Here is a 23263-nt window from a genome sequence, read left to right as displayed (position 1 = left end):
TGAGGCTCCCTCCTTTAGTATACGTTACGCGCCAAGGAAACTTTTCTTGAAGAACTCCAGTTGACGTTCCAATGTGAGTGGATCGTTGAAGTAAAATTCTTTTGAATCCACTTCGTAGACTTGCTTGTTCTTAACGGCAGGGATATTTTTGTATGTGTCCGTTTCTGTGAACGAGTTATCCGCTTCTGCTGTCTTGCTGAAGATCAGGTAATCGCCTGCATATTCAGGTAAGACTTCCGGTGATAACGCGTAGTAGCCATCTTTTAACGCCATCTCTGTGACTTTTTTCGGCATTTTCAATTTCATCTCTTGGTAGAGGATTTCTGTGCCGCGGCCCCAGTTGTCGCCGAAGACGTAGAGTTGTTTGTCGAAGCTTTCGATGACAGAAACTGTCGCATCTTCACCGATTTTAGCTTTGATTTCTGTTCCAGCGTCTGCTGCACGTGTTTTGAAGTCTTTGACCCAGTCGCGTGCTTCTTGTTCTTTGTTGAGCAATTTACCGATTTCGATGTGTTGCGTCAAGTAGTCGACTTTGCCGTATGTGTACGTGACAGTTGGTGCGATTTCTTTGAACTTATCGATGTTTTTTGTCGTATCGTATCCGATGATGAGATCCGGCTCGAGTTCGATGACTTTTTCGACGTTTTCTTCTGAGATTTCTTGGACGTCTTTCAGGTCAAATTTCGGATTTGATTTTGACCACGAGTCGACACCGACGAGCGGTACGTCGAGTGCCATGACGTTGCCGGCGAAACCAGCCAGGACGACGACACGTTTTGGATCAGCCGGGACTTCGACGTCACCTTTTTCGGATTTATAGGTAATCGTTTCTTTTTTTGTATCAGCAGACGAGGTCTCTTCTTTTTTCTCCGTGTTGCCACAAGCGGCAATCACAAGCGTTAACAATAAAAGAACCGGTAATAAAAGCTTTTTCATGATTCAGTCTCCCTTAATTAAGTTGTAGGTGACACACATCGGTTTATTCGTGCGCGGATCACGACCGATTTCGGCATCGATATGGAATACATCTTTGAGGACGTCTTTTGAGATGACTTCCTCACACGTTCCGGCCTTGACGACTTCGCCGTGTTTCATGGCGATGATGTAATCGGCGAAACGTGCCGCTTGATTTAAATCGTGTAACACCATCACGATTGTCCGACCTTCTGTCCGGTTGAGTTGTTCGAGTAACTCCAGGACTTCGAGTTGGTGGGCGAGGTCGAGATAGGTCGTCGGCTCATCGAGGAAGATGATGTCCGTTTCCTGCGCGAGGGCCATCGCAATCCAGACCCGTTGCCGTTGACCACCTGATAAAGCGTCGACCGGACGATGCTTAAACGCCATCGTGTCCGTCGCTTCCAGTGCCCAATCGATGATCTCGTAATCGTGTTTCGTTAAACGACCAAATCCTTTTTGATAAGGAAAGCGACCGTATGAGACAAGCTCTGCGACCGTCAGACCACTTGCGCTTTCCGGTGTCTGGGGCAGGATAGCCATTTTCCGGGCAAGCAGTTTTGTACTTTCCTTGGCAATATCGAGACCATCAAGTAACGCGCGTCCCGATTGATGGGGAATGATTCGGGTCATCGCCTTCAGTAAAGTCGATTTGCCGCATCCGTTCGCACCGATGATCGTCGTGATTTTTCGATCAGGAATCTGAACCGTCAATTCCTTGACGATGGTACGATCTCCGTAACCAATACTGATTTCTTCTGTTGCTAGACGTACCATAGACAGAGGCTCCTTCTCGTTTAAAGCTGTTATCATTGATAATGATTATCACTATCGTCCACCTAACCATAACAGTTTCATAAAAACGCTGTCAACATTTTTTCTTGTCTTCAAGAGATGTTCACGTTATCATTGGGAATGAGAATGATAATCAGTCGTGTTGGAGAGCGAGGAGTGAGTAAGATGGAGCAGCAGGAATTGTTCGATGTAACGGTAATTGGTGGAGGCCCGGCCGGGTTATACTCTACTTTCTATAGTGGACTACGCGGAATGAAGACGAAATTGATCGAATATCAGGCAGAACTGGGTGGAAAGATTCACGTCTATCCGGAAAAGATGATTTGGGACGTCGGGGGTCAGCCACCTATTACCGGTGCAAAGCTGATGGAACAGCTGGTCGAACAAGGCTTGACGTTTAATCCGAGCGTTCATTTAAACGAAAAAATCATCTCCATCACGAAGGACGTGTTCGGTAACTTCGTCCTGGAAGCAGAATCGGGGACGATTCATTATTCGAAAACGGTGATCGTTGCGGTTGGCGGCGGAATCCTCAATCCGCAGAAATTGAAGATCGAGGGCGCGGAACGGTACGAGGTCTCGAACTTGAACTACACCGTCAAATCGATTGAACGGTTTAAAGACAAGACCGTCATCATTTCCGGCGGCGGCAACTCGGCGATCGACTGGGCGAATGAACTGGAACCGGTCGCGAAAAAAGTCTACGTCACATACCGAAAAGACTGTTTCACGGGACATGAAGCACAAGTGGAGCAACTCGTGAACAGCTCTGCCGTTTGTCTCTTGAACACGACGATCCATAAATTAATCGCCAGTGACGACCATCACCGGATTGCCTCGGTCGAACTGATTGATTGTGCGACAAGCGAGACGGTGGCTTTGGAAATTGACGAGGTCATCATCAACCACGGCTACGAACAGGATGCCGAGTTACTTTCGAACTGCGATCTCGATTTGCAGCAGGTTGACGATTTTTATATCGCCGGAACAGCGTCGAGTGAATCGAGTGTGCCCGGCTTGTATGCCGCAGGTGACATCTTGTCGCACGACGGGAAAGTTCACCTCATCTCCGGGGCGTTCCAGGATGCGGCGAATGCCGTCAACCGGGCGAAAAAATTCATCGAACCGGACGCAGCGAAAGTCGCGATGGTTTCTTCTCATAATGAAGTCTTTAAAAAACGGAACCGTGAACTGATTCAGGAAATGGTCAATCAAAACCGCTAAACTATGTGAAAATTGTATGGATGGCTTCTGTTCTTCGGACGGAAGCCATCTCTTTTTTTGTATTGTGCTATAACAGTTGGGTTTGACAACGCTCTGTCTTTAGGACAAAATGCTCTTATTGTGTTTTTTTTTGCAAGAGAGTAGGAGGAATAATTATGGCAACAACAAAACGCAAGCCCATTGGTTTGGCTTGGCAGATTTTAATCGGATTGATTCTCGGGATCACTGTCGGCGGTGTCTTTTACGGGAATCCACACGTTGCGGAGTGGCTGAAGCCAATCGGTGACATCTTTATCCGAATGATGAAAATGATCGTTGTCCCGATCGTCTTTACGACGATCGTCCTCGGTGTTTCATCGGTCGGCAGTCCCAAAAGTCTCGGACGCCTCGGCGTCAAGACGCTTGGTTACTTTACGATCGTGACGATGATTGCGATCTTTACCGGATTGTTTGCAGCGAATCTCGTCGAGCCGGGTGCCGGCATCAACATGGCGACACTCGACAAGACAGACATCTCGACGTACGTGGAGACGGAAGAGACGACGCAAGATCAAGGGCTCGTTGAAAAAGTCGTCAACATCGTCCCGACAAACATCTTGGACGCGATGGTACGCGGGGATATGCTCGCGATTATCTTCTTCTCCGTTCTGTTTGGACTCGGTGTCGGATTTGCCGGTGAAAAAGGTTTACCGGTCGTCCGCTTCTTCGAAGGGGTCGCAGCCGCGATGTTCAATTTGGTCAACATCGTCATGAAGTTTGCGCCAATCGGTGTTTTCGCCCTGATTGGTGTCACGGTCTCGACGTTCGGGATCGAATCACTCGGTTCATTGTTCAAATTGATCGGAACGTTGTACGTGACGGCACTGCTGTTCATGGTCATCGTCTTTGGTTCCATCATGAAATGGGTCGGCATCCGCGTGTCGGATTTCGTCCGTGTCTTCAAAGATGAATTGCTCCTGACGTATTCGACGGCATCGTCGGAAACGGTCTTACCACGCGTCATGGAGAAGCTGGAAAAGATGGGAGTTCCAAAATCGATCGTCAGTTTCGTCGTTCCGACGGGTTATTCGTTTAACCTCGACGGTTCTGCACTTTATCAAGCCATGGCTGCTTTGTTCATCGCGCAGATGTACGATATCAATTTATCGATCGGCACACAGTTGACGCTCGTCTTCGTCTTGATGCTGACGTCAAAAGGGATGGCAGCTGTCCCTGGGGTTTCGTTCGTCGTCTTACTGGCAACGCTCGGGACAGTCGGTATCCCGCCTGAAGGTTTGGCCTTCATCGCCGGAATCGACCGGATTATGGATATGATGCGTTCTGTCGTCAACGTAACAGGCAATACGCTCGCGTCACTCGTCATTGCGAAATGGGAAGGGGTCCTCGACTCCGATCAACTCGATACGTTCATGTCGACGGAAGGTAAGAAGGATCAAATCAAGAGTGCATAATAGAGGAAAGCAGACCAGATGAATCGTCATCTGGTCTTTTTTGTTGTTTCGGAAATGGGAGGACATGATCTATTAGTGCTGGATGCGGTATCGTGTTTGTCACGCCCGCTTTTCTCGGGCGGAACGCAAGCCGCGGTCGTCAGAGACGACCGGGTCTCGCCTGTTCCTGACGGAAGCGGGGCTTCCTTTTCCCGTAGAAGTCGGGCGAAACACACGCTACCTCTGTTGAATGGGTTGAATATCAGATTGTCAAAATATATCAAATCATATCGTTTATGAATAAAGTAATGAATTTATCACGATTATTTAAAATAAGTTGAATAATGTTTAAATAAAAATTAATATTATTAATATAGAACGGTGGATAGACAACAAAAGGAGGAAAACAAGTGGATATATTTATTTCGGTAATGATCACGATTGGATTGTTTGGAGGACAGTTTTATCTCGCAAGAAAAAGTAATTGGCTCGGAGTGATTCTGCCTGTACTTGCCTTAGTGGCAGGAGCATACATATACTTTTATACAGGAGAGCATTCCGATGACCGTGAATCGTTGATTCGGGTTGGCACGCTCATGCTGACGTCAACCTTAGTCAGTATATCAGTGGAGGGAAACAACTCGCGCAAGAAAAAACTGCAACGCGAAAAGGACCGCCTCGATATTCAAGATTTGTAAGAGAGAAGTGAGGGAAAACGATGGAACGACAAGATGTACCTGCTTGGGTACTGGCTTTAGAACAAGAACATCTCGAATTCGTCCGGAAGTTCGTCTTAAACTCCGGTTCGCTAAAAGACATGGCAACTTCTTATCAAGTATCGTATCCGACCGTCCGGACGAAGTTGAACCAATTGATTGAACGAATCGAGTCCGTGCAACAAGAGGACGTCGAATTCATCAACATGATCAAGAATCTCGTCCTCGACGAACGGTTGAATCTTGATATCGCAAAAGTGATCATCGACTCCTACCGAAAAGATCAGACAAAGTGAAGGAAAACAAAAATGAGATCCCCGATTCCTCGGCGATCTCATTTTGCATTATTTCTTGTCGTCCTTTTTTTCCTGTTCTTTTTTGATCATCTTCTTGGCTGCCATCCGGAAGCGGAAGATGAGGTACAGGCGGTAAAAGTCGACGGCTGCGAACAGCGTCAAGAGAATCGTCCAGAAGTTGAAGACGGTTCCTGCCTCGATTGAGTTGCTGTACGCGAGGTACATGAACAGAATACCGAAGATGGCATAGAAAAATGCCATGAAGTTTGAACCTTGTCGCATGAAAACACTACCTTTCGTTAATTAAGTCGTTGCGTAAAGTGCGAGTACGACGATGCCGTTGTTAAAGACATGGATCGCGATTGGAGCGATGATGCGGCGTGTCTTGACGAAGACGAGCGAGAAGACGAAACTCATCGCGACGTAAATCAAGAATTTGTTGTCGCCGTGGATCAGACCGAAGATGATTCCACTAAGAACGAAGCTGAAGATGAAGTTCAGTTTCGTCGACAAGTTTCCGAACATGATGTGGCGGAACAAAAACTCTTCCATGATCGGACCAAGCAGGACGACCATCAGTTGGAGAATCGGAATGACTTGGATCGCTTTCATGATGTCATCCGTATTTTGTGATTTCGCGATGTTTTCAATCCCACCGGACAACCAGGCATCAATCAAGTTGACGCTGATTAAAGAGACATACAGTAAGACAATCCCGATTCCGATCCACTTTAACGTATCCATCGTATCGGTTTGATTGCCCTCTGCTTTCCACTTCTGCCAGTCAGGACGTAGACAATAGAAGGAAACGATGACGGCTACGGTAAAACCAATCGCGAGCCACCAGCCGAGAACGCTCGGAATTTGGCTTTTTGACAGGAAACTCGGAAAGGTTGCTGGGACAAGTTGAACGATTAAATAAATCACAATCGGAATGATGTGACGGATTTGCCACTTCTCTGCCATGTTGAACGGCAGATTGACGGAATTTTTCATCGGTCGGGACACAACTCCTTTGTAATGAAGGTACTGTCCCGATTGTAACAAACAAACCGACCGGGCGCACGAATGGTGATGGTTCAAAGATGTCGATTTCGGGAAAACGGATAAGGGTTCGGGCTTGAATTCCAACTGGAAACCGTTTAAGATAAAAATATGTTAGCACTCCAATTAAGTGAGTGCTAAAAAAACAGTCATGTTCAAGGAGGATGTTTCGCATGTTAAAACCACTTGGTGATCGCATCGTGATCGAAGTCGTTAAAAAAGAAGAAACAACACTCGGAGGAATCGTTCTTCCTGGGTCAGCGAAAGAAAAGCCGCAAGAGGGTAAAGTCGTCGCTGTCGGTACAGGCCGTGTGACGGAGCAGGGTGTCCGTGTACCACTTGAAGTGAATGTCGGGGACCACGTCATCTATGCGCAATACGCAGGGTCGGAAGTGAAAGTCGATGGCAACGAATACTTAATCTTACGCGAAAGCGATATTTTAGCAGTAGCAAACTAATCAAAGGGGGATTTCAGTCATGGCAAAAGATATCTTATTCAGTGAAGAAGCACGCCGGGCGATGCTTCGTGGAGTAGACGCATTAGCGGACGCAGTCAAGGTGACGATCGGACCAAAAGGACGGAACGTCGTTCTCGAACGTAAATTCGGTTCACCACTCATCACGAATGATGGTGTGACGATCGCAAAAGAAATCGAACTCGAAGACCACTTCGAAAACATGGGCGCGAAGCTTGTGGCAGAAGTTGCATCGAAAACGAATGAAATCGCAGGGGATGGTACGACAACAGCGACAGTCCTCGCACAAGCGATGATCCGTGAAGGACTCAAAAACGTCACTGCAGGTGCAAACCCGATGGTCATCCGTAAAGGGATCGAAAAAGCAGTCCGTCGTGCCGTCGAAGAACTGCACGCGATTGCGAAACCAATCGAAGGCAAAGAAGCGATCGCACAAGTTGCGGCCATTTCAGCTGCTGACGAAGAAGTTGGTCAATTGATTGCCGAAGCAATGGAACGTGTGGGTCAAGATGGTGTCATCACAATCGAAGAATCACGCGGCTTCACGACGGAACTTGATGTCGTCGAAGGCATGCAATTTGATCGTGGCTATGCATCACCATACATGATCACGGATTCCGATAAGATGGAAGCGGTCCTTGAGAACCCATACATCTTGATCACGGACAAAAAGATTTCGAACATTCAGGAAATCCTGCCGGTCCTTGAGCAAGTCGTTCAACAAAACAAACCACTCTTGATCATCGCGGAAGACGTCGAAGGCGAAGCACTCGCGACACTCGTCGTCAACAAACTCCGTGGAACGTTTAATGCGGTTGCCGTTAAAGCACCTGGTTTCGGAGATCGTCGTAAAGCGATGCTCGAAGACATCTCAATCGTCACTGGCGCAGAACTGATCACAGAAGAGCTCGGTCTTGATCTGAAAGAAACACAAATCACGCAACTTGGTCGTGCGTCGAAAGTCGTCGTCTCAAAAGACAACACGACAATCGTCGAAGGAAACGGACACAGTGATTCAATCACAGCCCGTGTCGGTACGATCCGTTCGCAAATCGAAGAAACGACAAGCGACTTCGATCGTGAAAAACTCCAAGAGCGTCTCGCGAAACTCGCAGGCGGCGTAGCCGTCGTCAAAGTCGGCGCAGCAACGGAAACGGAACTGAAAGAACGTAAGCTCCGGATCGAAGATGCGCTCAACGCGACACGCGCAGCCGTCGAAGAAGGAATCGTTGCTGGTGGAGGAACAGCCTTCATCCACGTCACGAAAGCCGTTGAATCGATTTTGGCTGTCACAACAGGCGACGAAGCAACAGGTGTTAACATCGTTCTTCGTGCACTCGAAGCACCGCTCCGCCAAATCGCGGAAAACGCCGGTCAAGAAGGTTCGGTCATCGTCGAGCGTCTCAAGCATGAAGCACAAGGCATGGGGTACAACGCCGCGACAGACGAGTATGTCGACATGATCGAAACAGGAATCGTCGATCCGGCGAAAGTAACGCGTTCAGCACTTCAAAACGCAGCGTCTGTTTCAGCGATGTTCTTAACGACAGAAGCCGTCATCGCCGATAAACCGGAACCAGCCGGATCTGCTCCTGCAATGCCTGATATGGGCGGCATGGGTGGAATGGGCGGAATGATGTAAGATAGTCCTAAATTGCGGTTTGCTTTAAAGAAATAGACTGCTTAAACAACAGGGAATGGCTCCGGTATTTATCCGGAGCCATTTTTTTGATGGACAGAAAAAAGTACTCGCTCAATGGATAAAATCAGATGATTTTTAGGATGAGAAGCAATGTTTATCGATTAAAGTATTTGGGAATAATTTTTTATCAATTAGAGGTCCTGATCATACTTTGTTTAGCATCTCAGATAAAACTCAAACCTTTAGGAGTGAACACAATGACAAATAAAAAATTAGTAATGATCACAGGTTCAACGTCAGGTCTCGGTTTTGAATTAGCCAAATTATTTGCGAATGACGGCTATGATGTTGCGATGTCTGGTTCTAGCGAAAAGATTTATGCTTCAGCTAAAGAAATCGAAAAATTAGGAGTGGAAGCCTATCCTTTTCAGGCAGATGCATCAACATATGATGGTGTTGAACAGTTTTGGGACTTTGTCAAAAAGAAAAAGCGAAAGTTGGATGCAGCCGTCTTAAACGTTGGGATCAGCATCGGCGGTGCTTTTTTGGAGAATGATTTGGAAGAAGAACTGAAATTGATAGATATTAATATCAAGGGGACCGTTCATATGGCAAAACGCGTCGTTCAAGATATGGTACCGAATAAAGACGGAAACATTCTTATCGTATCTTCCGTATCGGCGACACTGCCGACACCTTATGAAACAGTATACGGTCCTTCTAAATCGTTTGCATTTATGTTTGCTGAAGCTTTAAGAGAAGAGTTGAAGGAGACCGGAGTAAACGTGACGGCAATGCTGCCTGGTGCGACGAATACGGATTTCCATCATAATGCCGGTATGGACTCCACTTATTTTGGGGATGAAAAAAATAAAAATGATAAAACAGTAGTTGCTCAACAAGGGTATGAAGCACTAATGAATAAATTGGATCACGTGATTTGTGGTGATGAAGCGACTAAAAAGGAAGCCGAAGAAAACAGACGTACTCCTGAAGATGTAAAGGCAGCGAGACATGCAGAAAAAGCAAAGCCTAAACAGTAATTTGATTTGTTTCAGATTTACGGCATAGGTACGTGTGTTCAATACGCTGTATGAAAGATCCATAACGAATCCTTTGCAGTGTATAGGGTGGTTATGGATTTTTTTATGTTTTCGAATCAAAGTGTCACCGAGTTTATCCAGTCAACAATTTGAAGGGAAAAGTAGCTAGTACCAATTCTAAAAAATTTAACTGTTACGTTCGAAAGGAATCCGGTAAGGTTATGATGAATCATAAAGTATAAACATATCGAATCGATTGATCTCATTGCAGACGAAAATTTAAAGTGCGCAGAGAAGGTGAGACTTTATGAAATTTGCGGAAGAAATCGTCATTAGACCTTTAAAAGAACAGCTGATTAATGTAGTGAACAACGCAAACGAACCTTTTCCAATCATCGGAAAGATTCTCCCGATTTTTTCGAACGGCACCTGGTCCTATGAAGAACAGTTATACGATACTCCATCTGAAATTCGCTTCCCGGACGATAAATTAGACTGGTCTCCTTATATCGACAGCAATCAAAAAATCGTCTTGTTAGCCTTCCACGAAGACGCGTGCATCGGTCAGATCCGTCTTGTCAAAGACTGGAATCGTTTTGCCTATATTGAGAACATCGCCGTCAAAAAGAGTTTTCGAAAAAGCGGCGTCGGTCACTTGTTGCTTGAAGCAGCCGAAAACTGGGCGAAGGAACAATCGTTGATTGGTCTGTCGCTTGAAGCGCAAAATGATAATTTGATTGCCTGCCGTTTTTATGCCAAAGAAGGCTTTGTACTTGGTGGAGTGGATACGCTCAAACAGTCGGCTAATCCGAATATTGATTTTACGTTGTATTGGTACAAAATCTTTTAACCTTTTCGAACTATTGCCAATCAAACTTCATGTAGTAAAAAAGTGAGGCAAAAAAGCGATCCGACAGAAGTCAGGATCGCTTTTTTTGTATTCTAGTCTTGCTCCAATCCGTTCTTCTCAATAATCGCATCCGACAGACGCAAATCTTTTCGCACTTGTTTGGTTTGCGGTTGGCACATGTCACGGTCGATCTGTTTTTTCGTCGAGACGTCATAACAGATTCCGTTGCCGGCTTTTTCCGTCAGGTTCGCTTCGTAATAGTAGTCCTTGTAACGGAACGAACCGTCGCGGAAAGCGGTCAGATTCGGTTCGTCATCAAGCAGGGAGTTGCCCATCATATACGGGGACTCGAGATTGAGTAAATCAACAATTGTCGGAGCGATGTCGATTTGTCCACCATTCTCTTGGATAACTTGTCCCGTATCTTGATGTGGTTTTTTGATGAACAACGGCACTTGGCGGTCGAGGGCGAAGGCGTCGACCGCATTGTCGATCTGCGCTTTTTGTTGCATCTCACTGCCTTCGTTCGTCAAGCCGCTGTCATGATCGCCGTAAAAGATGACGAGTGTCTCGTCCCACATGTCTTTTGCCTTCAACTCCTTGACCATCTGCCCGACGGCTTCGTCGACATAATGGACGGTCTGGTAATAACGTTTCAACATGGGATCCTCGTAACCGGACAGATCGAGCTCCCGTTTGTCTTTTGGAATCTCATACGGGGTATGACTCGTCAGGGCGACGAGGAATGAGAAGTACGGTTCCTTGAGTGTTTCCATGTGCTCAATCGATGTCGTTAAAAACTGTTTATCGTTTAACGCCATCCCGATTTCTTGTTGATCGGGATAATCCTTTTGGCTGAAGAAGTGATCGAAGCCCAGGTTTTGATACACTTGATCCCGATTCCAAAACCCTTTTTCATAGGCATGCATGGCAGCGGTATCGTAACCGTTGTTACGCAATAATTCAGGCAATGCTCCAAATTCATTGTCCGGGAACCGGGTGTAGACCGAACCCGACTTCAACGGATAGAGCGACGTGTTCGTGATGAATTCCGCGTCCGAGGTCCGTCCTTCATGCGTCTGATGATAAAACGACGGGAAGTACAGCGATTCTTGTTTCAACTTATTCAGGTTCGGTGTCAACGTTTGACCGTTTACTTTTTGGTCGATGACTGATTCTTGGAACGATTCCAATTGGACGAGAATGATGTTCGGTTTTTTTGTGGCGCCGTCTGCGGCTGAAGTCGAGTTGTCCTCGATTCGTTGGCGCTCAGACGCGGTCAAGCTTTCTTCTGAGCCGATTGCTCCTTGGATGCCGCGGAACAAATCGAGTCCATGGTAGCCCCAGAAACCGAGCTGATAATAGTCCCGCATGTCGGAGACCGACTGGCTGAGCCGTTGGTCTTCTTTGACGACGCTGTAGGTGACTGGCGCAGCAAACAGGATCACACCTGCGAGGAAAACGAGACCTGCTGCCTTTTGGCGTTTGCTTTTCGTGACAGCAAACGTCTTTTTACGCGTAAAGAAGAGAATCGCTAAGAAAATCAGGCTGTCCGCAAACAATAGGAAGTCAGACGGCAGAATCAAGGCGGCGAAACCGCTGCTGACATCACCCATTTGCAACATCTGCGACATCAACGAGACTGACAGGAAATCTTCGAAGTAACGGTAGTACCACAGATCGGAAATCAAGAGGAAGCTGTGGGCAATTAAAAGACCGAGCCAAATCCAGCGGCGTTTGTTCCACTGGATCAACAGCGTCCAACTCGACAGCACGAACATCCCGCCGAGGTTCATTAAAAAGAGGTCAACCGGAAAAGCGGTGTTGGTATAAAAGCTGAACAGCACGAATTTTAACGTGCCTAACAATAAGTAGAAGGCGTAACCAAATACGATCATAATATTCTCCTAACGTTCGTCATTGTTGTGAAGTAGTCTATACCCTAAACTAAATGAGAACGAACGTTTGAATCGGTTGGGATGTACATTGGGTTGACTGTAACGAAAGGATTTCTTTGACTAACTAGTGAGAATCACAAAGATGGGGGAAATCAGCGGAAACAATCAAAGAAACGTAAAACGAATTACTATTGTTATGGATTTTATTAGTATTTTACTTTAGGATGAATTGGTGCGTGTTTAATGTTGAAGGAATTTTTTTCAATTCCATTCGTCTCGTCGTGAGAAAAATAGTATAGGAGCTAACGTAAAATGAATCAACTGAATCACAAAGAAGTCCAGCCTCAAAAACTCATCAATACCAAAAGTCAGTTTCGACCGGAAATCGAAGGGTTACGTGTCGTTGCGGCGTTACTCGTCGCGGTTTATCATATCTGGTTCAATCGTGTCTCAGGCGGCGTCGATGTATTCTTCGTCATCTCCGGTTTCCTGATTACGACATCGATCATCTCGACGATCAACCGGACTGGTGAGTTTCGTTTCTTACCGTATGTCACGAAGTTGATCAAACGGTTGTTGCCGTCGGTCTTGTTCATTTTGGCCGTCGTGCTTGTTTTAAGTTCATTTTTATTACCGCAATCGATTTTAGAGAAGACGATTCGTGAAGTCGTCGCCTCGATGTTCTTCTATCAAAACTGGCAACTGGCGATTTCGAGTACCGATTACTTGGATGCGAGCCAAATGAAGTCGCCGGTTGAACATTTCTGGGCCTTGTCGATTCAAGGGCAGTTCTACATGATTTGGTTTGTCTTGTTTGCCTTCATCCTCTGGATGGTCAAAAAGTATGCGATCAAGAACGTCAAACCGATGATCAATACGATTTTAGGTGTCTTGTTCGTGTCTTCTCTCGCCTATTCGATTTATCTGACGTCAGTCAATCAGCCGTGGGCGTACTTCATCACGATGACACGCGTCTGGGAATTCGCCTTAGGAAGTCTGCTGTGTATCAACCTGTCGTCGATCCGTGTTCCGAAATGGATTGCAACCGTGATCGGTTGGCTCGGATTGATCGGGTTGATCCTAACCGGGATCATCTTCAACGTCTCGGAAATGTTCCCGGGCTACATCGCCTTATGGCCGATGACGTGTGCCTTGTTCATCGTCTTGTCGGGAACACGTGAGACGACGTTCGGGATCAAACGTTTCTTAGGTTCAAAACCGATGGTCAAACTCGGTGGAATCGCGTTCGGGATTTATCTCTGGCACTGGGTCCTGCTTGAGTTTTACCGCTACAACGTCCAGCAAACACCAGGTTTCTGGATGGGGACGTTGATCATCCTGTCGTCAATTCTGTTGTCTTACCTGATGACGGAATACATCGAAAAACCGATCCGTAGCTCAAAAGTCGACCGCTCGTCCTTCAAGAAGCTCGGCATCATGGCGAGCATCAACGTCTTGTTGATTGGTTCGTTGCTCGGTCTGAAGTATTTTGAAGAAAAAGAATTGACGGACGGCGTCAGCACCGGCGATTATCCGGGGGCGATGGCAGTCAAGAATCCGGACCAGACACCGGACCGTGAGCCATTCCCGTCGTACGCCAACGTCTTTGATGACCTGCCGCTCGTTCACACCGACGGCAGTAACCAAGTATTGAGCAAAAGTGACGTCAAAGTCGGCGAGTATGGCGAAACGAAAGACTACATCGCAACGATTGCACTCGTCGGCAGCTCGCACTCGGAGCAATGGTTCGGAGCGATTCACGAAGCCGCAAAAGGTGAAAAGTACCGGGTATTGAACATCACCCGTTCCGGGACACGCTTCTCGACCGGCTATGACGATAACGTCTTAAAAGGTATCTGGAACCAAAATGTCCTCGATTACTTGAAGGATGCCGACGTCGATCTCATCATTTCGCACGTCACGGCAGCAAATGCGACGAAGGATAAGATTCATCAACAGATGGTCGATCAGATGCAGTACGTCAAGGACGAGTACGGCATCGACGGTCTGGCACTGCGGGATAATCCGCGTTACAGCTTTAACGTTCTTGAGTCGCTCGAGACGACGAGCATCGAAGAGACGACGAAGAAAATGAATGCGGAAGTCAACCAGCGCGATGAAGCGTATTGGAAAAACTTCGAGCAGACGAACAAGTCGCTCTACAAACTCGATTTGACGGATTACTTCCGTGTCGACGGAGAGTTCCGTCCGGTCATCGGAAATGTCGTCATCTACCGCGACGTCAGTCATATGACGAATACGTACGCGGAAAGTTTCGGACCGGTCTTCAAACAGAAACTGAATGAAGTCGTGACGGATATTCTTAAGAAAAAACAAGCTGATTAATCGTCAGACGAACTCTTCCCCTGTTCCAGGCGGAAGAGTTTTTTGATGTCGGAAACAGGGTTTTGGAATAATTTAGGGAATATAAGACGGGTACCGAAAAAAGGGGGAACGATTCATGACACAAGCAGAAATCGCACAACGCTTCCAGACTTTCGCGGAACGGGAGTGCCGGGACTCGAGTCCGTTTTATGAATATCTATCGCAGAAAATCGCACAAAATCCGGCAATTCTTGAACTGTGCCGACACGCGCGCGACGGGCAACCGATTCCGAATCTCCTGTTTGGTGCCGTCCACTATCTGTTGCTGAAAGGGATTGATCATCCGCTCGCCGCGTACTATCCGAGCGTGACGGAACAGCCGAAACCCTTTGCGGAATCCTTCGCCGACTTTGAATCCTTTTGTCAGACTTACGAAGCGGATCTGATTCCGCTGCTGGCGCAACGTCTTGTCCAAACGAACGAGGTCCGACGCTGTACGTATCTGTATCCGGTGTTTGGTCAGATTCATCAACAGACGAACCGACCGCTTGCTCTGCTCGAAATCGGAACGAGTGCCGGATTACAATTGTTGTTTGATCAATACGCCTATGATTACGGGACAGGGGAGACGGTCGGTAATCCGGCATCCCGTCTGCATCTAACCTCCGTCATCGAGGGAACGGGAACGCCGACGCTTCCCAAAACACCACCACCCGTCACGATGCGGACCGGACTCGATTTAAATATCGTCGATCTGACCGATGCCGATGAACAGTTATGGCTGAAAGCACTGATTTGGACGGAGCACCGGGAACGGCTTGAGATGTTCGAGGCGGCAGCGCGTTACGTCGACGAGTCCGCACTGGAACTCGTCGAAGGGGACGGAATTCAATTATTGAAGCAATACGCAACGCAGACACCGGACGACAGTATCCTCTGTATTTTCCACACACATGTCGCAAACCAGATGCCGCTGGCTGTGAAAAAGGAATTGCTCCAAGTCGTCGAGGAAATCGGACAGACGCGGAACCTCTACCACCTGTACAACAACGTCCAGGACCGGTACTTGCATCTCGATGCGTACATCGATGGAGTCTTGACGGAACAGACGATTGCCGAGACAGACGGTCATGGTCGCTGGTTCAAGTGGTTGGTCGAAGATTCAGTAACGACGTCTTCTTAATCTATCCAAAGAAGTCACTTCTTTACGTGAGTCCTGGTGGAGATAGTAGTTTACAGAAGCTGTGAAAGATCAATAAGACCCGATTCCTTGCATCGATTAAGCAAGAGAACGGGTCTTATTGTACGTCTCTAGACAGCGCATAAAGTATTAGAGCAAGCCGCCTGCATGGAGTGGACCACGCGTCGTAATGGTAAAGATGATTTTTGCGATCTCCTCTGGTGTTTCGCCTTTCTCGTGCAGCAACCATTCTTGGACAACACCGATGTGTGCGGATGAGATATATGAAACCAGATATTCACTAGGAACAAGAAGTTTGTTTTTATCAAACAAGGATTCGGAAGAACGGTGGAATAAAGCGTCATGCATGAATTTTTTCAAACGATCTTGAAATTGAAGATCTCCGTTTGGACCAAGCAAGGTTTTCATCAGCACACGATTCTGATAAAGAAACTCAAGAAATGGGACCAATAGTAAAGAAGCGTCAGCCGGTGGAAACTGGGATTCTTTTTTAAAGAGGACCTGTAGGTTTTTAATGAGCTTTTCTTCGGCTCCAGTGAAAATTTCTTCGATGTAGAGATTCATCAAATCGTATTTGTCTTCATAATGGCTGTAAAATGTTCCACGATTGATTCCGGCTTGTTTGGCGATATCTTTCACGGTGATGTTTTCGAATCCCTTTTCCTCAATGAGCCCAATTAAAGCTTCTTTAATCAGCTGTTTCGTCCGAATGACACGTAAATCGTTGTCTTGTTTCGTCATAAAAGCGTCTCCTTTTCAACACTTGGATGAGATGTGTCGGTAAAGCGACAGACTCGCTCAAGTTGATTATTGTAAGCGGTATTTTGTCTATCTATACTTACATTATAAACAACATGGTGTTGATTATCTTTGTTTTTAATTCAAGAAAGGAGATCATCTAATGAAGATTCGTGTAGCAGGAACGACAAAGTCCTTTGGTCAGACAGAAGTCATTCGACATATTGATTTCACTGTCATGTCCGGAGAAATCTGCTGTTTGTTAGGTCCTTCCGGTTCAGGAAAAACGACGTTGATTCGATTGATGATTGGAGCGATTGCCCCAAGTACAGGGACGATTCACATCGGGGACACCTTGATGCCGAACATGACGCTCTTGAATGAGATTGGGTTCATGCCGCAAAATAATGCGTTATATGAGGATTTGACGGCAGAAGATAACCTCTCGTTTTTTGGATCTGTTTATAAGCTGGAGAAGTCCGTATTAAAACAACGAATCGAGGAAGTTCTTAAGATCGTCGACTTAACGGCGCACCGTCAAAAACGAGTGCATGTTTTTTCAGGAGGCATGAAAAAACGACTGTCGCTCGCAATCGCGATATTGCACCAACCGAAAGTCTTGTTTTTAGATGAACCGACCGTCGGGATTGATCCTGTTTTACGACGTGAGATCTGGCGCCAGTTTCATCGCATCAAACAAGCAGGTACGACGATTGTCGTCTCGACTCATGTCATGGATGAAGTCATCGAATGCGATCGTGCAGCCCTTATTTATGAAGGAACGTTGATTGAATATGATACGGTCGACAACTTGCTCGCGAAGACACAAACAGGACGCGTCGAAGAATTGTTCATTTTAGCTTCAGATCAACTGAAGGAGGGGACAACTCGTGAACCACTTAGCTAAACGTGTCATCCGTCAAACACTGAATGATAAACGAAGTGTCATGATGATCTTGATTGCTCCCTTACTGCTCTTGACGTTAATCTATCTGTTGTTGGGGGATACAGACTATGTGCCGGTCATTGCGATCGAAGAAGCGACACCACAAAATCTTGTGACTGCCTTGAATAAGCAGGACATCGAATTGATTCAGGAAAAACAAACGATCACATCCCCTAAAACATATCTGACGGATAACGAACACATCGATGCGGTATTTCTTTATTCAGACAATGGATTTGACATGACACTGCGCGAACCTTCCACAAAATCCTCAACAGCCGCCAAAGAAATTCAAGCAGCCTTATCGTCAATTAATCCTGCGTCAAAGATGGAGACCAGCTATGTCCATGGTTCGACGGATCAGTCGACGTTTGATTCACTTGGTTATGTTTTCCTGTCGTTATTCTCATTTTTTATGGTCTTCGTCATCTCAGCGATGGCTTTTGTCAAAGAACGCAGCGAGGGAACGCTGGAGCGATTATTGATGACACCAATCAAGCGGAGTGAGGTCATTCTTGGATATACGATGGGCTATAGTGTTTTTGCGATTACCCAAGCGATTTTGATTGTGCTTTATACGGTATATATCTTACAGATGAGTTCAAACGGTAACATCTTCTTGTTATTACTCGTCTTGTTGCTTCTTGCGACGACCGCTGTCTTGTTTGGGGCGACGATTTCTGTTTTTGCCAGCTCTGCGCTCCAAGTCGTACAATTGATTCCGTTCACGATCATTCCACAAGTCTTCTTTTCCGGTTTGATTTCACTGGATTTGATTCCTTACCATCTGGGGAATCTGAGTTACATCATGCCGATTTTTTACGGGGCGAGTGCGATCAAGGAAATCATGGTCTACGGAAACGGCTTCGATGCCATTTGGGGATATCTCTCAGGGTTACTTGTATATATCCTCGTCTTGTATACGATCAATGTACGCGCCTTAAAAAAGTTCAGAAACGCGTAAATTAAAATCCCTTGAATTCAAAGTAAAGACGTTACTTTATCCAAAAAACGGGAAAAGAGGACGTGTACATCCATCGTCCGTCACTGTTTTTGAAAAAAGGAGCGAAGTCATGTCTAATGTGAAACTGGCTGTCATCTATTACAGTTCGACCGGAACAAATCATCAACTCGCCACGTGGGCGAAAGAAGCAGGGGAAGCGGCTGGAGCCGAAGTGCGTCTTGCGAAAATCAAGGAGACGGCACCGGCAGAAGCGATTGCCTCCAACCCACTCTGGCAAAAACATACCGATGCCACACGTGACATCGAAGAAGCGACACCCGACCTGCTCGACTGGGCGGACGCGATCATCTTCAGTGTCCCGACCCGTTACGGACATGTCCCGGGACAATTCCAACAGTTCCTCGATACGACAGGTGGTCTCTGGGGTCAGGGGAAACTTGTCAATAAAGTCGTCAGTGCCATGTCGTCGGCGCAAAATCCGCACGGCGGACAAGAAGCGACGGTCCTTGCTGTCTATACATCGATGTTCCACTGGGGTGCGATCGTCGCAGCACCAGGCTACTCGGATCCGGTTCTGTTCGCAGCAGGCGGTAATCCATACGGGACGACGGTGACCGTCGATCAGGACGGCAACATGGTTGAGTCCGTTGAACCGGCTGTCCGTCACCAAGCGAAGCGTACGGTGGACATTGCAAGCCGCATTAAAGGTTGATTAAAAAGTCTAATCAAAAAAAAACCGCGCCAGTTCCTTTTCGGAACAGCGCGGTTTGCTTATGCATCGGGTTGCGTCAATGGCAAGTCGACGGTGAACGTCGAGCCTTGTCCTTCGATCGATTCGACGTGGATTTCACCATCATGGGCACGAGCAATCTCGCGACAGATGGATAAGCCAAGTCCCGTTCCACCGATTTTTCGGGTATCCGAATTATCGACCCGGTAAAACTTCTGGAACAGTTCGCTCATGGCGGAAGCGGGTATGCCGATACCATGATCGGTAATCGCCACCTGCAGCCGTTCATTATGCTCGGTCACACGGATGTCGATGGCACCGCCGGCTGGTGAATACTTGATGGCATTGTTGATCAAGTTTCCGAACAACTGCCGGATTTTCTTCGCATCGGCCTCAATCAAGAGGGGCGACACGTCAGATGAGACACGAATTTGATGACTGGACGAAGACAGACTGTGCAGTTGTTTTAAGTCCTTCATCATCGCGAGTAAATCAAACGGTTCGAACGTATACTCTTGTTTATTGGCCTCCATCCGTTGTAAATCAAGGAAGTCATTGATTAACAAGGACAATCGCTCGGTTTCCGAATGGACGGCGAGCAAATATTTTTTTTGACGATGTGACGGAAGATCCCGTTGAATCATCAGCTCGGTAAAACCGTAAATCGAGGAGAGCGGTGTCCGTAACTCATGGGAAATCGTCGAGACGAGTTCATTTTTAATCCGATCAATTTCGACTTCGTTCGTCACATCACGGAGAACAAGCAGGATGCCTCGGAACTTCCCGCCGTAATGGATTTCTTCCGAGTACGTCTTGATGAACCGTTGTTCGTGGTTGATCGAAAACGTGATGCCTTCTCCCGTTTCTCGGTTGACGAAAGTTTGACGCAAGTATCGTTCGAATTCAGGCAGTTGATCGACCTGATATTTCAAGTGGGTGATCGAGTCGTCAATTTCAATCAACCATTCTGCTTTTGAATCGGTTGCAGATGGATGATCAAATAAATCGAGCAACGGTCGGTTGATTAATTGAATCGGTCCGTCCGGTTCGATATAGACGATCGATTCGCGGATCGAGTTCAACAAGCGGGCTGTTTTTTCCCGTTCTCGATCAATCTCGTCGAAAGAGCGCATCCGGAGGAGCGACAACGCGAGTTGACGGGCGAATGACGCCAGTTCTTCCTGCTCTTGCCGGTCAAACGGGCGATACAGGCGCATCAGATAGATGTAGGCGATGATTTCATCGGTACTGGCGTCAAGGACCGGTGTCACCGCAAAAGCGCGTTCTTCGAATTGAGCCGTATGCGGGACTTTGTCTGTCCGTGCTTTTCGAATGACCGGTTCAATCGTCGCAATCAACTGATCCTGCTCGTGTTCCGACATGGCGTGAGACACGATATTCGTCACCGTCGTCCCTTCTTTGAAGATCAACGAACCATTCGTTGAGTCGGTAATCTCGACCATCTTTTCGATGACAGCTGGATAGGCCGTCACGGTATCGCGGTCGGCAAGCGTTTCGGTCAACTGGTTCCGGATTTTGAGATGGGCTTCATTGCGCAACGTCAATTGCAGTGCTTGTTCCAGATTATCGTTGGACGACATCAACCGATGTTTGTTGTCGGTCAGTGCTGTCGCCATTTGATGAAACGACTTGCTAAGCTCACCGATCTCATCGGTCCGATTCATCGGAATCAACGGTGCCGTGTGAAGTCCTTGCGCAAGCAGCTTGCTTTCTTTACTGAGCAGTTGAATCTGACGTGTCGTCCGTTCGATGAAGGGACGGATAATCAGTAAGATGACCAGGAACAGCACAAGCAGATTCACAAGCCAAATCCATTCGGCGTATTTTGTTTGTGTAATCAGTTTGTCCTTTGCCATCGTCTCTTTGGCCTGCAGACTTGTCCGGTAATTGGTGAAAACACTCTCCATCGTGTTGACACTTTTACGCATCGTTTCACTGTCGGACGCATTCATCTTGAACTTTCGGTTCGGATCCCGTTTGACTTCCGGCATCATCGATTTCAGACTCGGCATCTGCAGGAAACTTTCATCGACAGTCCCGTCTTGTTTGGCTTGAACGTACTTGATCAAGCTCGGCATCACGAACGTCGTGTAGGACGTGTAAAGCGAACGGACATCGGAGGCATAGATTTGATCAGCCTCATAAGTTCCGTTTTTCTCGAACCACTGGGTTTGTTCCTCCAGCGACTGTGTTTTTTCGTCGACGGTCTCTAATACAGCGTCGTCTCCAAACACGATATATCCCCGCATCTCATACTGGAGTGACTGCCAGTCGTCCCATAAGGATGTCGCCCGTTCCTGACGCTCGCTGATGGCATCGAGACTGGTTTTCGCACTCATGACTTGATGGTTCGTATAAAAGTAAGCAGCAATCGAAGAAACAGAAAGCGTAATTAGTATGAGGTAAAAAGCGGACATGATTTGTCGGCTGATTTTTTGATTGAACCATTTTTTCATAAAGTATATGGATGCCCCTTTGCGTCAGCTTTCCGATTCAATAATAGATGTAACTACTATACCTATTTCTTACCGTAATCGTACATTTTTTAGACTCAAAAATATAGTGTTATTAGAAATTTATCTTAAATACAAGAAATTCATACCAAAAAGTGCTCGAGACGTTTTGGGACATTCACAATCGAGCCGATGCATGCGTGCTTTAAAAGAAGGGAAAGATGAAAATACGGTGGATGTCTCTGAGAAGAAAGGGGGGCTTCAGATGAACTATCGCTTTTTAGCTGTGTTGTTCGCGGCCGATGCGGCGATTTTAATCGTTGGCGGGATGCTGTTGCGCGATACGTTTTCATACGCACCGATCATCGGTTGGGCAGGAGGGCTGTTGTCGTTGTTTGCGGCGATCGTCTTTTCCGTGAAGCGGCAAAAGAGCAGATGATACAAAAAACAGGACGTCCTTCTTTAAATCAGAAGGACGTCCTGTTGCTGTATTATTGTTGTTCGACGACGACTTTCCCAATCGTTTTGCCACTTTCGACGAGGCGATGGGCTTCTTTCAAGTTGGCGGCATTTAGACCGATCAGTGTCTGTGTGACAGTCGTCTCAAGCGTCTCTTCTTCGAACCACGTGGCGACTTGCGTCAAGATTTCGTGTTGGCGGATCATGTCTGCTGTCTCGAACAGCGAACGGGTGAACATGAACTCCCAGACGAACGTCGCACTTTTCTGTTGCAACGCACTGAGGTTAAGGTTTTGATCCGTCTCGACGATGCTGCAAATCTTTCCTTGCGGAGCGATGACGTCGACCATCGCGTCAAAATGCTGATCGGTTGCATTCAAGCAGAAGATATAGTCGACGTAGTGATACCCCAGTTGCTCGAGTTGAGCTCGGAAGTCTTCATGGTGATTGATCGTATGATGGGCGCCATGTGTTTTGGCCCATTCAATCGTCTCCGGTCGTGAAGCCGTTCCAATGACGGTCAGTCCGGCCTTGTTCGCGAGTTGCGTCGCAATCGAGCCGACACCGCCGGCTGCACCGATGATTAACATCGTCTTATCGAGGTTTGATTTGGCATCAAACGTCAACTGGAGACGGTCGGTCAATGCTTCGTAAGCCGTCAACGTCGTCAGTGGCAGGGCGGCCGCTTCGCTGAACGTCAGCCGTTGCGGTTTTTTGGCGACAATCCGTTCATCAACGAGTTGGAAGTCGCTGTTGGAACCGGGCCGGTTGATGGCACCGGCATAATAGACTTCGTCACCAACCGAGAAGAGGGAAGCATGGTCGCCGACTTCAACGACGATACCTGCCGCATCGTAACCGATGACTTTTGGTTCAGTCTCGTCCGCACCGTGGGCCCGGACTTTCGTATCGACCGGATTGACGGAGACTGCCTTAATTTCAACTAACAGATCGTGTCCTTGCGCGACAGGGCGCTCGATTTCAAGATCAATCAAACTGTTGGCTTCAGTAATCGGTAAATGCTGATGGAATCCAATGGCTTTCATTTGAGTCATATC

General features: G+C 47.1%; 22 protein-coding genes. 14 read left to right on the top strand and 8 right to left on the bottom strand.

Annotated features, from left to right (window positions below; all coding sequences use genetic code 11):
• Nucleotides 1-24: 24 nt before the first annotated feature.
• Both D3D03_RS14920 and D3D03_RS14915 read right to left on the bottom strand, forming a co-directional pair.
• Nucleotides 25-936, bottom strand: coding sequence for an iron-hydroxamate ABC transporter substrate-binding protein (locus D3D03_RS14920; protein WP_026831833.1), 912 nt, complete (start codon nucleotides 934-936; stop codon nucleotides 25-27).
• Between the two features lie 3 nt (nucleotides 937-939).
• Nucleotides 940-1731 (bottom strand): ABC transporter ATP-binding protein, encoded by a 792-nt coding sequence (locus D3D03_RS14915; RefSeq protein WP_026831834.1) that lies wholly within the window; start codon nucleotides 1729-1731, stop codon nucleotides 940-942.
• Nucleotides 1732-1914: 183 nt separating this feature from the next.
• On the opposite strand from D3D03_RS14915, the gene D3D03_RS14910 reads away from it, so the two are divergent.
• From D3D03_RS14910 to D3D03_RS14895, 4 genes are all read left to right on the top strand, one after another.
• On the top strand, nucleotides 1915-2973 hold the full coding sequence (locus D3D03_RS14910) for an NAD(P)/FAD-dependent oxidoreductase (protein WP_119924024.1): 1059 nt from the start codon (nucleotides 1915-1917) through the stop codon (nucleotides 2971-2973).
• Between the two features lie 155 nt (nucleotides 2974-3128).
• Entirely contained in the window at nucleotides 3129-4424 is a 1296-nt protein-coding gene (locus tag D3D03_RS14905) for a cation:dicarboxylate symporter family transporter (RefSeq protein ID WP_119924023.1), read from the top strand.
• 389 nt (nucleotides 4425-4813) lie between these two features.
• Nucleotides 4814-5101: a hypothetical protein gene (locus D3D03_RS14900; RefSeq protein ID WP_119924022.1), complete on the top strand. Its 288-nt coding sequence runs from the start codon at nucleotides 4814-4816 to the stop codon at nucleotides 5099-5101.
• A 20-nt stretch (nucleotides 5102-5121) separates the two neighbouring features.
• A complete protein-coding gene (locus D3D03_RS14895) occupies nucleotides 5122-5415 on the top strand; it encodes a DUF2089 family protein (protein ID WP_119924021.1) in 294 nt (97 codons plus the stop codon).
• Between the two features lie 48 nt (nucleotides 5416-5463).
• On the opposite strand, the gene D3D03_RS14890 is transcribed toward D3D03_RS14895, so the two are convergent.
• Complete coding sequence (locus D3D03_RS14890; RefSeq protein WP_026831839.1) at nucleotides 5464-5697, bottom strand: DUF4305 domain-containing protein; 234 nt, start codon at nucleotides 5695-5697, stop codon at nucleotides 5464-5466.
• A gap of 21 nt (nucleotides 5698-5718) precedes the next feature.
• Nucleotides 5719-6411 (bottom strand): CPBP family intramembrane glutamic endopeptidase, encoded by a 693-nt coding sequence (locus D3D03_RS14885; RefSeq protein WP_026831840.1) that lies wholly within the window; start codon nucleotides 6409-6411, stop codon nucleotides 5719-5721.
• 221 nt (nucleotides 6412-6632) lie between these two features.
• On the opposite strand from D3D03_RS14885, the gene groES reads away from it, so the two are divergent.
• From groES to D3D03_RS14865, 4 genes are all read left to right on the top strand, one after another.
• On the top strand, nucleotides 6633-6917 hold the full coding sequence (gene groES / locus D3D03_RS14880; RefSeq protein ID WP_012371631.1) for a co-chaperone GroES: 285 nt from the start codon (nucleotides 6633-6635) through the stop codon (nucleotides 6915-6917).
• A gap of 19 nt (nucleotides 6918-6936) precedes the next feature.
• The gene (gene groL, locus D3D03_RS14875) at nucleotides 6937-8577 is read left to right on the top strand and encodes a chaperonin GroEL (RefSeq protein WP_026831841.1); all 1641 of its coding nucleotides are present in this window, start codon (nucleotides 6937-6939) and stop codon (nucleotides 8575-8577) included.
• A 257-nt stretch (nucleotides 8578-8834) separates the two neighbouring features.
• Complete coding sequence (locus D3D03_RS14870; RefSeq protein ID WP_199700025.1) at nucleotides 8835-9620, top strand: SDR family NAD(P)-dependent oxidoreductase; 786 nt, start codon at nucleotides 8835-8837, stop codon at nucleotides 9618-9620.
• A 307-nt stretch (nucleotides 9621-9927) separates the two neighbouring features.
• Nucleotides 9928-10470: a GNAT family N-acetyltransferase gene (locus D3D03_RS14865; RefSeq protein WP_119924020.1), complete on the top strand. Its 543-nt coding sequence runs from the start codon at nucleotides 9928-9930 to the stop codon at nucleotides 10468-10470.
• Nucleotides 10471-10562: 92 nt separating this feature from the next.
• Here D3D03_RS14865 and D3D03_RS14860 read toward each other — a convergent pair whose 3' ends face one another.
• Entirely contained in the window at nucleotides 10563-12368 is a 1806-nt protein-coding gene (locus D3D03_RS14860; RefSeq protein WP_119924019.1) for an LTA synthase family protein, read from the bottom strand.
• A 312-nt stretch (nucleotides 12369-12680) separates the two neighbouring features.
• Here D3D03_RS14860 and D3D03_RS14855 point away from each other — a divergent pair, with 312 nt between their 5' ends.
• Nucleotides 12681-14714 carry an acyltransferase family protein gene (locus tag D3D03_RS14855; RefSeq protein WP_119924018.1) on the top strand — a complete coding sequence of 678 codons (2034 nt, stop codon included), beginning with the start codon at nucleotides 12681-12683 and terminating at the stop codon, nucleotides 14712-14714.
• A gap of 115 nt (nucleotides 14715-14829) precedes the next feature.
• Nucleotides 14830-15876, top strand: coding sequence for a DUF2332 domain-containing protein (locus tag D3D03_RS14850; protein ID WP_119924017.1), 1047 nt, complete (start codon nucleotides 14830-14832; stop codon nucleotides 15874-15876).
• A gap of 147 nt (nucleotides 15877-16023) precedes the next feature.
• Here D3D03_RS14850 and D3D03_RS14845 read toward each other — a convergent pair whose 3' ends face one another.
• Nucleotides 16024-16635, bottom strand: coding sequence for a TetR/AcrR family transcriptional regulator (locus tag D3D03_RS14845; protein WP_119924016.1), 612 nt, complete (start codon nucleotides 16633-16635; stop codon nucleotides 16024-16026).
• Between the two features lie 160 nt (nucleotides 16636-16795).
• Here D3D03_RS14845 and D3D03_RS14840 point away from each other — a divergent pair, with 160 nt between their 5' ends.
• From D3D03_RS14840 to wrbA, 3 genes are all read left to right on the top strand, one after another.
• Nucleotides 16796-17539 (top strand): ABC transporter ATP-binding protein, encoded by a 744-nt coding sequence (locus tag D3D03_RS14840; protein ID WP_119924015.1) that lies wholly within the window; start codon nucleotides 16796-16798, stop codon nucleotides 17537-17539.
• On the top strand, nucleotides 17523-18542 hold the full coding sequence (locus D3D03_RS14835) for an ABC transporter permease (RefSeq protein WP_119924014.1): 1020 nt from the start codon (nucleotides 17523-17525) through the stop codon (nucleotides 18540-18542). Before D3D03_RS14840 ends, D3D03_RS14835 begins: the two co-directional genes overlap by 17 nt.
• Nucleotides 18543-18651: 109 nt before the next feature.
• On the top strand, nucleotides 18652-19254 hold the full coding sequence (gene wrbA / locus D3D03_RS14830) for an NAD(P)H:quinone oxidoreductase (RefSeq protein WP_028105530.1): 603 nt from the start codon (nucleotides 18652-18654) through the stop codon (nucleotides 19252-19254).
• Nucleotides 19255-19313: 59 nt separating this feature from the next.
• On the opposite strand, the gene D3D03_RS14825 is transcribed toward wrbA, so the two are convergent.
• A complete protein-coding gene (locus tag D3D03_RS14825) occupies nucleotides 19314-21749 on the bottom strand; it encodes an ATP-binding protein (protein WP_119924013.1) in 2436 nt (811 codons plus the stop codon).
• Nucleotides 21750-22011: 262 nt separating this feature from the next.
• Here D3D03_RS14825 and D3D03_RS16835 point away from each other — a divergent pair, with 262 nt between their 5' ends.
• Entirely contained in the window at nucleotides 22012-22185 is a 174-nt protein-coding gene (locus D3D03_RS16835) for a hypothetical protein (protein WP_167331052.1), read from the top strand.
• Nucleotides 22186-22237: 52 nt separating this feature from the next.
• Here D3D03_RS16835 and D3D03_RS14820 read toward each other — a convergent pair whose 3' ends face one another.
• Nucleotides 22238-23260 carry a zinc-binding alcohol dehydrogenase family protein gene (locus tag D3D03_RS14820; protein WP_119924012.1) on the bottom strand — a complete coding sequence of 341 codons (1023 nt, stop codon included), beginning with the start codon at nucleotides 23258-23260 and terminating at the stop codon, nucleotides 22238-22240.
• Nucleotides 23261-23263 lie beyond the last annotated feature (3 nt).

Source organism: Exiguobacterium sp. RIT452, assembly GCF_003598705.1.
Classification (GTDB): Bacteria; Bacillota; Bacilli; order Exiguobacteriales; family Exiguobacteriaceae; genus Exiguobacterium_A; species Exiguobacterium_A undae.
This window is presented reverse-complemented; position numbering and strand designations above follow the sequence as displayed.